Annotated in this window: 11 protein-coding genes; 6 read left to right on the top strand and 5 right to left on the bottom strand. The window is 68.3% G+C overall.

Annotation, left to right across the window (positions count from 1 at the left end; translation table 11 throughout):
• The 4 genes from J7E68_RS00160 to J7E68_RS00145 form a co-directional block, all read right to left on the bottom strand.
• The coding region (locus J7E68_RS00160; protein WP_251048463.1) for an ABC transporter substrate-binding protein at positions 1-346 on the bottom strand (346 nt) is incomplete at its 3' end.
• A gap of 29 nt (positions 347-375) precedes the next feature.
• Complete coding sequence (locus J7E68_RS00155) at positions 376-1,071, bottom strand: DUF1684 domain-containing protein (protein WP_215168726.1); 696 nt, start codon at positions 1,069-1,071, stop codon at positions 376-378.
• Between the two features lie 373 nt (positions 1,072-1,444).
• Positions 1,445-2,575, bottom strand: a complete 1,131-nt coding sequence (locus J7E68_RS00150; protein ID WP_215168724.1) for a DUF3137 domain-containing protein — start codon at positions 2,573-2,575, stop codon at positions 1,445-1,447.
• Positions 2,572-3,543, bottom strand: coding sequence for a hypothetical protein (locus tag J7E68_RS00145; RefSeq protein ID WP_215168722.1), 972 nt, complete (start codon positions 3,541-3,543; stop codon positions 2,572-2,574). Before J7E68_RS00145 ends, J7E68_RS00150 begins: the two co-directional genes overlap by 4 nt.
• Before the next feature lie 207 nt (positions 3,544-3,750).
• On the opposite strand from J7E68_RS00145, the gene J7E68_RS00140 reads away from it, so the two are divergent.
• Positions 3,751-4,110: a hypothetical protein gene (locus J7E68_RS00140; RefSeq protein ID WP_311415824.1), complete on the top strand. Its 360-nt coding sequence runs from the start codon at positions 3,751-3,753 to the stop codon at positions 4,108-4,110.
• On the opposite strand, the gene J7E68_RS00135 is transcribed toward J7E68_RS00140, so the two are convergent.
• The gene (locus J7E68_RS00135; RefSeq protein WP_215168720.1) at positions 4,111-4,644 is read right to left on the bottom strand and encodes an Lrp/AsnC family transcriptional regulator; all 534 of its coding nucleotides are present in this window, start codon (positions 4,642-4,644) and stop codon (positions 4,111-4,113) included.
• Positions 4,645-4,846: 202 nt separating this feature from the next.
• Between J7E68_RS00135 and J7E68_RS00130 the strand changes: the two genes are divergently transcribed.
• From J7E68_RS00130 to J7E68_RS00110, 5 genes are read left to right on the top strand one after another with little or no spacing between them, the layout of a single operon-like run.
• Positions 4,847-6,433: an ABC transporter substrate-binding protein gene (locus J7E68_RS00130; RefSeq protein ID WP_215168719.1), complete on the top strand. Its 1,587-nt coding sequence runs from the start codon at positions 4,847-4,849 to the stop codon at positions 6,431-6,433.
• A 13-nt stretch (positions 6,434-6,446) separates the two neighbouring features.
• Positions 6,447-7,508 (top strand): ABC transporter permease, encoded by a 1,062-nt coding sequence (locus tag J7E68_RS00125; RefSeq protein ID WP_215168718.1) that lies wholly within the window; start codon positions 6,447-6,449, stop codon positions 7,506-7,508.
• Entirely contained in the window at positions 7,505-8,416 is a 912-nt protein-coding gene (locus J7E68_RS00120; RefSeq protein WP_215168717.1) for an ABC transporter permease, read from the top strand. Before J7E68_RS00125 ends, J7E68_RS00120 begins: the two co-directional genes overlap by 4 nt.
• Entirely contained in the window at positions 8,413-9,270 is an 858-nt protein-coding gene (locus J7E68_RS00115; RefSeq protein ID WP_215168716.1) for an ABC transporter ATP-binding protein, read from the top strand. The genes J7E68_RS00120 and J7E68_RS00115 overlap by 4 nt, the downstream gene beginning before the upstream one ends.
• Positions 9,263-10,102 carry an ABC transporter ATP-binding protein gene (locus J7E68_RS00110; RefSeq protein WP_215168715.1) on the top strand — a complete coding sequence of 280 codons (840 nt, stop codon included), beginning with the start codon at positions 9,263-9,265 and terminating at the stop codon, positions 10,100-10,102. Before J7E68_RS00115 ends, J7E68_RS00110 begins: the two co-directional genes overlap by 8 nt.
• Positions 10,103-10,302: the final 200 nt, after the last annotated feature.

The following is a 10,302-nucleotide window of genomic DNA, read 5'->3' as shown; positions in this document are numbered from 1 at the left end:
CGGCGGAGGTCAGGGGGTCGCCCGAGTGGAAGGTCACGTCGTCGCGCAGCGTGATCGTGTAGGTGAGTCCGTCGTCCGACACCTGAGCGTCTTCGGCGAGAAGGGGCTCGACCTCGCCGTCGTCGGTCAACCGGTAGAGGCCCTCGTAGACGTTGCCGGTCAGGGCCTCGGTCACGCCCTGGCCACCGCCCTGGGTGTTGCTGAGGTTGGTCGGCTCATACAGCGAGCCGATGTAGATCGTGGCGTCTTCGCTCGAGGCGTCGTCGGTCGCGCCCGAGGCGCAGCCCGCCACGAGGGCGAGCGTCGCGACGGCGCCGAGCGCGCCGAGGATTCGGGTTCTTCTCATGAGTGCTCCCAGGGTGAGGGTGTGCGGCGTCAGGCCGCGTAGATGTCGAAGCCGTCGCGGAAGACGACGTCCTTCTCGCCTGCTCGGATAGGCAGGGGGAAGCGGTTGGATGCCGGCGGCAGCGGGCAGTTGTACTGGGCGCTGAAGCCGCAGGGCGGCACGAACGCGCGGTTGAAGTCGAGCACCACGGTGCCCTCGTCGTCACGCAGCTCGACGAAGAGGAATCGACCCGACCCGTAGGTCTCGGAGCCGTTCGTCTCGTCACCGAACACGAGCAGCAGCGTGCCGCCGTCGTCGAACGCGGCGAGGTCGTACTCGCGGCCGTCGAGTGTGAGACGGATGTCGCCCGGAACGACGAGGTCGCGCGAGCCGCCGTTGTCGCGGATGTGCTCGAACGAGACGCGGCGATCGCCCGACACCGGGGTGAAGTGTCCTTCGAGAACCCACGCGGGGTCGTAGTCGTAGGTGTCGATGCGGTCGAAGGCGCGGATCGCGGGGGCAGCCGCATCCCACAGCCGCAGTCCGTGCTCGGCCTCGCCGGTCTCGATGTTCGTGCGCTGGATCCGCGTCACGGTGACCGTGTCGGGTGCGGCGTCCTGCTCGGCATCCAGGTCGGGCAGACCGCCCGTCCAGCGGGTCTCGATCAGGGCGAGGTTGCCGGTCGCAGACGTGACGGAGGCACGGCGCTCGGCCTGCCAGTGGGTGTGATCTTCGCGTTCAGACATCGCCTTCCATTCTCTTGCATGCAGAAGAGGGTGGGGCCGTGGCCGTCACTCGGGGTAATGGCCGCGAGCGAGATCTGTCGGCCATGCACGAAAGACGGGCCGGAACGAACCGGAAACCCCGCATTTCGTGCATGGAATCGCGGGATTCGACGGGTTCGGTCGAGTCTCTCCGGCGCAATGGGATGCAACGTATGCCGGTATACCATTACTCATATACGCGCAGAGCCGTCAGTCCCCAGCTGACCCGCGCGTTGTGGACGGTTCGACCGTCCTGCGGAGAGGAAGTCACATTTCTCTCTGATCCCGAGGGGGGATGGGGTGGGCAGCTGGTCCCCAGTCAGCACCCACCCCCACACTCTCCTCGGGCCCGTTCTCAGAACGACCTGGACCAGAACCAGAAGACCGCGAAGCCGATCAGGAACACGACCGGCACCCACGGGAAGCTGCGCTTGAGTCGACGCCCCTCGTGAGCGACCCCGGGTGGCGGCGCGAGGAGCCCCGCCGGCGGGGCGAAGGGCAGACGTCCTGTCGCGTCCTGAGGCGCAGCCGTCGGAGCGGCGGATGCCGTCGCACCCGCCGGGTTCTCTAGCAGCAGGCGCTCGTCGCGCCAGCGGGCCCACTGGTCGAACTTCGTGATCAGCGCGCCGACGGCGCCGAACAGCCATGCCCACGTGGCCGGGTCGAGCGTCGACACCCTGCGCTGGGTGTAGAGGAACACCCAGTCGTCGACGATCTCGACATCGAGCTCGGCGGCGTTGTCGATGAAGCGGGCCATGATGTCGGGCGTGAACAGGTAGAGGGCGTCGCGCTCGTAGCCCTCGGGGCAGTACAGGGTGAAGTACTGGTCGAAGTCTCCCTCCAGCGACAGCCGCTGCTCTTTCTGGAACGACGCCGGCAGGTTCGAGCCGAACCCGTTGTTGCCCTTGGCGTCGAGCACGATGTTGGGCAGCGGCACGTCGAGCTTCACCGCGACGTAGCCCCATCGGTAGGTCGTCGAGCTCTTCCCCCTGCGCACCGTGTACTGGTAGTTGCCGAACTCGACGAAGCGCGGTCTCGTGCCGCGAACGAGGTCGGTCGACATGCGCGCGTTGCCGAGGCTGAAGATCATGCCCGGAAGCGCGGGGGCGGTGACCTTGCCCTCGTACGACATACCGTTCGCCTGCGCGAAGCGATTGAGCCGATAGCGGGTGACCCGCGCACGTCGCCATCCGATGACGCCGCTGACCGCACCGATCACGGCGATGCCGCCGAAGACGAGCAGGCCGATGGCGGCCGCCCCCGAACCGCCGGGCGTGCGGACCATGCCGACGATGGTCGTGACGAGGATCGGGATGCCGATCACGCCCATGAGCACCAGCACGACGATGCCGATGATCGACGAGACCGACGTCTCAGACGCCCCTCGGGCTCGCAGCTCGGCGGCGAATGCGCCGACCGCCTTCGGATCCACCGGATCGGTGAGGGGCGCGGCGTCGAAGGCGGGGCCGGCCTGCGGCATCGTCATCGGTTCACCTCATCGGCATCCCAGGTGAGGTCCGCATTCTCGCGGATCGCGAACGCCTCGAGTCGTTCGTCGGCGCAGAGCGCCGCCACCAGAGCGGGGGAGCCCGCGACGATGGTCGAGTCGTAGTCGATCTCGCTCACCATCGCCCACGAGTGGTCGTCGGGCCACAGGATCGTCGGACTCTGCGCCGACGGAGTGAAGCCGTGCTGCTCGGCAGGTGTATCGCGCCACGGTGCGCCGAGGATCCAGTCCTCCCGCGCGAAGTCGCTGATCGCACCGTGGAAGAGCACGTGGTCGCGGTTCGGCAGCCGGAACCTCGGCCCCTCGGAGATCTCCCGCGACAGGATGCCCTCCTGCCACGTCTGCGTGCGGAACGCGTTGTTGAGAGGATCGCGGATGCTGCGATCGAGCAGGGCCTGGTGATCCGGGTCGTCGCTGAATGTCAGGAACGCGCGCGACGGGCCGTGCCCCATATGACCGACCAGTCCGCCCCGCCCTTCCCAGAGCGCCGCGTAACCGGCATCCGGAGTCGTGGTGTGAGCGACGAGATGCGTGGCGATGACCGCCAGCAGCTCAGGAGCGAGCTCGCCCTCGATCGGGGCGGTGAACTCGCGCCCGTCGGGGGAGATCCGCGCGCGCCAGTCGCCGTCTGTCGGGGTCCGCACGATGCGCTGCCACTGCGCCAGCGGGTGCAGGGTCGTGCCGAAGGCGGATGACGTCTCGGCCCAGGTCGCCGGCGCATCGACGAACTGATCGAAGATCTCCTGGCGCGCAGCCTCCGTCATCGTGTCGTACTCGTCGTGCGTCGGCACCGAGCGGTCGGGGAGTGAGCGGACGATCGCAGGATGCAGGATGCGCGCGTAGGCCGGGAACCCGTGCGGCACCACCGCGTGCATCGTGGAGTTCCAGGGGTCATCGAGCCGCTCGCGCAGCCAGTCTCCGGCCGAGGTGTCAGGCGTCCAGTGCATGCGACCCACGGTACCTGCGGCCCCCCGCTTCGCCCGAGGACGCGGCGGGACGGCGGCGACTGCGCCTGAACTCGCGGTCAGACGAATCGGGTCGCAGGGCGGCTGTCCGTGGGGGATTCGTCTCACTCGGCCCGCCGGAGAACCGCTCGATCCAGACGGTTGACGACGCGGCGGATCAGCTGCCGAATCGCCCTCCATAATCGGAGGGTGACCTCGACTGCAACCATCCCCTCCCTCGACGGCCGCCGGTTCCGGATGGTCTCATCGACCACCTCGGTGGTCGATGCCGAAACGCCCAGCGAGTTCGTCTACTGGGAGAAGGACGGCGCGATCTGGGGCGACTACTCGGGTGACACCGTGACCTTCGGCCGGTTCGTCGGCACCCGCACCGGAGACACCATCTGGGTCTCGTTCGTACACGTGCTCGTGTCCGACGGCACCGTGGTGACCGGAAACGGCGAGAGCGAGCTCGAGCGCACCGACGACGGCCGCATCCGGCTCGTCGAGCACTACGAGATGCACGATCTGCCGCAGCTCAGCGTCTGCGAAGAGGTCGCTGCGGCCTGATCAGCGCGGCGGAAGGATGTCGCGACCCGGCGTCGCGGGCGTCCAGCGCGTCATGCCCAGCGGCGTCGCGAGGTCTCGCTCGGGCAGATCGCTCGGCAGCAGGAACGAGCGGCGGATCACCTCGTCGAGCACGACCACGCTGACGACCGTGCGCACCTCGGGCAACTGCGCGACGACGCCCGTCGTGAACTCGTGCACGCCGCTGACGTCGACCGCGCGGATCAGCAGCATCGCATCATGCTCGCCTGTCGTGATGGCGCACCATTCGACGTCGGGCATCTCGAGCACGCTCTCGCGGAACGACCCCCAGGCCTGCGGGTGCACGGTGACGAAGACGAGAGCGCCGATCGAGAGTCCGGCCTTGGACTGATCGACCCGTGCGCTGAATCCTGTGATCACGCCGTCCTGCATCAGCGTCTCGACCCGGGTGTAGGCATTGGCGCGGGAGATCCCCACGGTCTCGGCCAGTGCGGCGATCGAGATGCGACCGTTATCACGCAGGGTCTCGAGGATTCTGTATCCGATGTCGTCCAATGGGGCGGCACTTCGTCCAGATTGCTTCGCAGCTTCGTCGCTCTTGGTGGACACAATGCTCCTCACGGGCGGGGTCTTGGACAGACTGTGATGGCGTCTGCAATCTTGCTGGACACATAGTCCCATACAATGCGAATCTGATCACCGGTCGTCCACCCGGCGTCGACCGCACCCGATGAACTCCTCGCCCTTGGAGGCCCACATGTCGTCACGTCGCAGCACGTCCGTCATCGCGATCGGAGCCGTCGCGCTCTTCGCTCTCGCAGGTTGCTCCGGTGGCAACTCGGCGAACAACGGCGGAGAGTCCGCAGGCTCCGACTCGCTCGTCATCGACACCGCGTTCTCGATCGAGACCGCCGACCCCGGTCACACCTACGACCCGACCGGCAACATGATCGCGAAGGCTCTGTACGAGACCCTCGTCGACTTCGAGGGGTCGGATGTGTCGACCCCGGTGCCCGGCCTCGCGTCGTGGGAGCAGAACGACGAGGCGACCGAGTTCACCTTCACGCTCGAGGGCGACCGCGTCTTCTCCGACGGCACGCCGATCGAGGCGAAGGACGTCGTCTTCACCCTGCAGCGCATCCAGGGAATGACCGACGCCAAGCCGAACTTCCTGCTCGGCGGCCTCACGATCACCGAGGTCGACGAGAAGACGATCTCGATCACCTCCGAGACCCCGCTGCTGCAGCTGCCCGCGATCCTCGCGAACCCCGCGCTCGGCATCGTCAACTCCGACGTCGTCATCGAGAACGGCGGAACCACCGACGGCGCCGACACCGCGCAGGAGTTCCTCGACGGCACCTCGGCAGGCTCCGGCCCGTTCGTGCTCGACACGCTCGACCTCTCGTCGCAGGTCGTGCTGACCAAGAGCGACGAGTACAACGGCGATGAAGAGGCGGCCTATGGCCGCGTCGTCGTGCGCAACGTCTCGGAGAGCGCGACCCAGCTCGCGAACCTCAAGGGCGGCGACTCGATGGTCGCGATGGACCTCAACGGCGACCAGGTCTCGGGCCTCGGCGACGGACTGAACGTCGAGTCGGTGCCGTCCGGCCAGACCATCTTCCTGCTGCTCAACCAGTCGGAGGCCGTCGCGGGCGACCTCGCGAACGTCAAGATCGCCGAGGCGATCCGCTACGCGCTCGACTACGACGCACTGCTCGAACTCGCCGGTGCCGGCGCCGTGCAGGCGACCGGAGTCATCCCGCCCGGATTCGAGGGAGCCCTCGACACCGGTGTCGAGCAGGATCTCGACAAGGCCGAGGCCGCGCTCGCCGAGGCCGGCTACACGGGTCAGACTCTGAAGCTGCAGTTCCCGAACGACTACCCGGTCGGCGGCGTGGAGTTCACCCCGCTCGCCGAGCGCATCCAGGCACAGCTCGAGGATGCCGGCATCGCCGTCGAACTCGCGCCCGCCCCCTTCGCCACCGAGCTCGACGCGTACGTCAACGGCACCGAGGGCTTCGGCCTGTGGTTCTGGGGCCCTGATTACGCCGACTCCGCGAACTTCCTTCCGTTCGCTCCGGGTCTGAAGGTCGGCCTGCGCGCCGGCTGGGCGGCTGAGGCCAACCCCGAGATCGCGGGCATCGCAGCCGGTGCTGCCGCCGCGACCGACGAGGCTCAGCGCAGCGCAGCCTTCACCTCGTTCGCCGAGGCGATGCAGGAAGAGGGACCCTTCGTGCCGCTGATCGTCCCCGGCCGCAACATCGCCACGGCGGATGCCGTCTCCGGTGCCGTGTACAACTCGGTGTGGGAGATGGACATCGCCGAGATCACGCCTGCCGGCTGAGCGGCGCTGACTCATGACGACGGTGGCCGTGCGACGGCAAGCACAGCGTCGCAGGTCGCCGCTCGTCGGATACCTGCTGCGCCGGATCGGCACTTCGCTGCTCCTGCTCGTGGGGGTCACGATCGTGACCTTCGCGCTGACGAACCTCGTGCCCGGTGACCCCGTGTCGGCGGCGCTGGGTGAAGGCGCATCTCAGAACCCCGAGACGCGCGCGGCGTTCATCAAGGCGCAGGGCCTCGATCAGCCTCTCTTCGTGCAGTACTTCATCTACATGGGGAACCTGCTGCGCGGAGACCTCGGCACGTCGCTGGTGACCGGGCGACCGGTCACCAGCGACCTCGCCACCGCCGTGCCGGCGACGATCGAGATCGCGATCGGCGCCATCATCCTCCGCCTCGCGGTCAGCGTCGTGCTCGGCACGCTGGCCGCCTACCGCCGCGGACTCGTCACCGATCAGGTGATCCGCATCGTGACGCTGATCGGCCTGAGCGTCCCGACGTTCTGGCTCGCACTCGTCAGCTTCTACGTGTTCTTCCTCGAGCTGCGGATCGCGCCGGGCTCCGGCCGCATCTCGCCCTCGATCACCCCGCCGCCCCGCATCACCGGGCTCTACACGGTCGATTACCTGCTCAACGGAGACGGTGTGGGATTCGCCGACGCCCTCGCCCACCTGGCACTGCCGGTGATGGTGCTGTCGCTCGTGACGATCGGCCTGCTCACCCGCTTCATCCGCACGTCAGTGCTCGAGGTGCTCGGCAGCGACTACGTTCGTGCGGCCCGCGCCAAGGGCCTTCCTGCGCTGCGCGTGATCCTCGACTACGTGCTGCGCGGAGCGTCGCTGCCGATCCTCACCGTGGTCGGCGTGGCCTTCGGCTCGCTGCTCTCGGGCACCGTGCTCGTCGAGTCGGTGTTCGCATGGCCGGGCTTGGGCACCTACGCCTACAACTCGGCGGCCAACCTCGACCTCCCGGGCATCATGGGCGTCGGCCTCGTCGTCGGGTTCATCTACCTCCTCATCAACTTCGTCGTCGATCTGCTCTACGGCGTCCTCGACCCGAGAGTGAGGATCGCATGAGCCGCATCGACTCGGCATCCGGCCCCTGGCGGTTCCGCTTCCGCTGGCCGCGTGCCTGGCGCACACCCCTCGGCGTGATCGGCACCGTGATCGCCGGAGCGTGGATCATCGTCGCCTTCACCGCCCAGTGGTGGGTGCCGTACGGCCCCAACGCCCAGGTGCTGCCGCGTCTGCAGGCGCCCGGCATCGACACGCTGCTCGGCACCGACGGCAACGGCCGCGACATCTTCTCGCGTCTGATGACGGGTGCGACCGTGAGCCTTCCGCTCGCGCTCATGCTCGTGATCGCCGCGATGATCATCGGCACCGTGGTCGGGGCCGTCGCCGGCTACTTCGGCGGCTGGGTCGATGAGACCCTGATGCGCATCACCGACCTGTTCATGGCTTTCCCCACGGTCATCCTCGCGATGGTGGTGGCGGCATCCCTCGGCCCGTCGCTGTTCAACGCGGTGATCGCGGCGATCGTCGTGTCGTGGCCGCAGTACTCGCGAGTGACCCGCAGCATCGTGCTCGGGCTCCGCGGGCAGAACTATGTGATCGCGGGTCGACTGCTCGGCCACTCACCGTTGCGGACGCTCTTCATCGACATCCTGCCGAACATCGCCGGCCCCGTGCTGGTGCTCGCGACCCTCGACATCGGCGCTGCGATCCTGCTGCTCTCGGGCCTCTCCTTCCTGGGGCTCGGCGCGCAGCCGCCGACGGCCGAGTGGGGATCCATGATCTCGGCGGCCATGCAGAACTTCGACGCGTGGTGGCTCGGGGTGTTCCCGGGTCTTGCGATCCTGACCGTGGTGCTCGCCTTCAACTTCCTGGGCGACGCGATGCGCGACATCCTCGACCCGACGGCCGAGGTCACGCACGAGAAGCAGGCAGACCACGTCGCCTCCGCGAAGGGAGCGGCAGCATGACTGCGTTGAGCATCCGCGACCTGACGATCGACATCGGGCGTCCGCTCGTCCATGGCATCTCGCTCGACCTCGAGGCCGGGCGCATCCACGGCCTCGCCGGGGAATCCGGATCCGGCAAGACGCTCACCTCGCTCGCCGTGCTGGGGCTGCTGCCCAGGCAGGCGCGCACCGGCGGTTCGATCACGCTCGCGGGGCAGGAGCTGGTCGGCATGCGTCGGCGGGCCCTCAACCGCATCCGGGGCAAGCGCATCGCGATGATCTTCCAGGATCCGTCTGCGTCGCTGCACCCGCAGCTGCCGATCGGCCGACAGCTCACCGACCACATGCGCGTGCACCTCGGCCTGCGCGGCGAGGCCGCGAAGGCCCGGGCCGTCGAGCTGCTCGAGACGGTGCAGGTGCCGAATCCGGATGCTGCGCTCAAGCGCTACCCGCACCAGTTCTCGGGCGGACAGCGACAGCGCATCGCGATCGCCTGCGCTCTCGCGTGCGACCCCGAGGTGCTGCTGGCCGATGAGCCGACCACCGCGCTCGACGTCACGGTGCAGGCCGGCATCCTGCGGCTGCTGCGCGACCTCGCGACCGACCGCAACCTCGCGGTGCTGCTGGTCACCCACGACCTGGGTGTCATGAGCGCCATCGCCGACGAGGTCGCGGTGATGAAGAACGGGCGGATCGTCGAGCGGGCCGACCGCGCGACGCTGTTCCGCGACCCGCAGCACGAGTACACCCGCACGCTGCTGGCTGCACTGCCGGGGTCGAAGATCGCGAGCGTCGACGCGGATCCCGCGCTGCTCGATCCGGTGCTGTCGGATGCCGAGCTGGCCGATGCCGCTGAGGAGGCTCGAGATGAGTGAGATCGCCGTTCTCGATGCGCAGGGCGTGGTCGTGCGCTACCCCGGCAGCCCGCCGGTGATCGCGGTCGACGACGTCTCGTTCACCGTCGCTCCCGGAGAGACCGTGGCGCTTGTCGGCGAGTCCGGCAGCGGCAAATCCAGCCTCGCCCGTGCTGTCGTGGGCATCGAGAAGCTGGCAGGCGGCGAGGTGCGATTCCGCGATGCACCCGTGACTCCGCTCGGCATCCGCCGTCGGAACGTGAACCTCACCGGCATCCAGATGGTGTTCCAGGATCCGTCGACCTCGTTGAACCCCCGTCGCCGAGTGGGCGACCAGATCGCCGACGGCATCGCCACGGCGCGTGCTCGCGGGGCCGAAGGGTCGACGGTTGAAGAGTGGCTCGAACGCGTCGGGCTTCCGACCGAGGTCGCCACGCGCTTCCCGCATCAGTTCTCAGGTGGCCAGAAGCAGCGCCTCGCGATCGCGCGGGCGCTCGCCGCGCGGCCGTCGCTGCTCGTCGCCGATGAGCCGATCTCGGCGCTGGACGCATCGACGCAGACCAGCGTCGCGGGCCTCATGCGCGATCTCGTCGCCGAGTCCGGTGCGGGAATGCTGTTCATCTCGCACGACCTCGCGGTGGTCCGCCGCATCGCCGACCGCACCCTGGTGATGTTCGCGGGGCGGGTGCTCGAAGCGGGTGCCACCGACCGCGTGTGGTCTGCACCGCAGCATCCGTACACCCAGGCTCTGCTCGCCGCGATCCCCGAACCCGACGGCGCCGGCCGCATCCCGGTGGCGCCGTCGACGAACGAGCGTGTCGTGTGGTCGGAGATCGCCCCCGTCATCGACTGACTCTCGCGTCTCGTCACAGGGTTGGGCTCCGCGCCTGCCGGGTGAGATCACTCGTGCCGCCTCGCGCGACGAAGGAGATCGCACGCTCAGAAGGACGGATGCCGCGAAGAAGTCCTTCGGTGCGCGAGATCTCCTTCGGAACGAGGGCGACGCCCCGTCGTACAGTGGCCCCATGGCTGCGAATGACGACAACCTCGTGA

Source organism: Microbacterium sp. ISL-103, from assembly GCF_018613995.1.
In the GTDB taxonomy this organism is placed as follows: Bacteria; Actinomycetota; Actinomycetes; order Actinomycetales; family Microbacteriaceae; genus Microbacterium.
Note: the sequence above shows the minus strand (reverse complement) of the source record. Positions and strands in the feature narration are given on the sequence as shown.

What these genes read in the sequence shown, in the direction of transcription:
- J7E68_RS00155 (WP_215168726.1), bottom strand. Translation starts at nt 1,071, where the DNA reads ATGTCTGAACGCGAAGATCACACCCACTGGCAGGCCGAGCGCCGTGCC.
- J7E68_RS00150 (WP_215168724.1), bottom strand. Translation starts at nt 2,575, where the DNA reads ATGACGATGCCGCAGGCCGGCCCCGCCTTCGACGCCGCGCCCCTCACC.
- J7E68_RS00145 (WP_215168722.1), bottom strand. Translation starts at nt 3,543, where the DNA reads ATGCACTGGACGCCTGACACCTCGGCCGGAGACTGGCTGCGCGAGCGG.
- J7E68_RS00130 (WP_215168719.1), top strand. Translation starts at nt 4,847, where the DNA reads ATGTCGTCACGTCGCAGCACGTCCGTCATCGCGATCGGAGCCGTCGCG.
- J7E68_RS00125 (WP_215168718.1), top strand. Translation starts at nt 6,447, where the DNA reads ATGACGACGGTGGCCGTGCGACGGCAAGCACAGCGTCGCAGGTCGCCG.
- J7E68_RS00120 (WP_215168717.1), top strand. Translation starts at nt 7,505, where the DNA reads ATGAGCCGCATCGACTCGGCATCCGGCCCCTGGCGGTTCCGCTTCCGC.
- J7E68_RS00115 (WP_215168716.1), top strand. Translation starts at nt 8,413, where the DNA reads ATGACTGCGTTGAGCATCCGCGACCTGACGATCGACATCGGGCGTCCG.
- J7E68_RS00110 (WP_215168715.1), top strand. Translation starts at nt 9,263, where the DNA reads ATGAGTGAGATCGCCGTTCTCGATGCGCAGGGCGTGGTCGTGCGCTAC.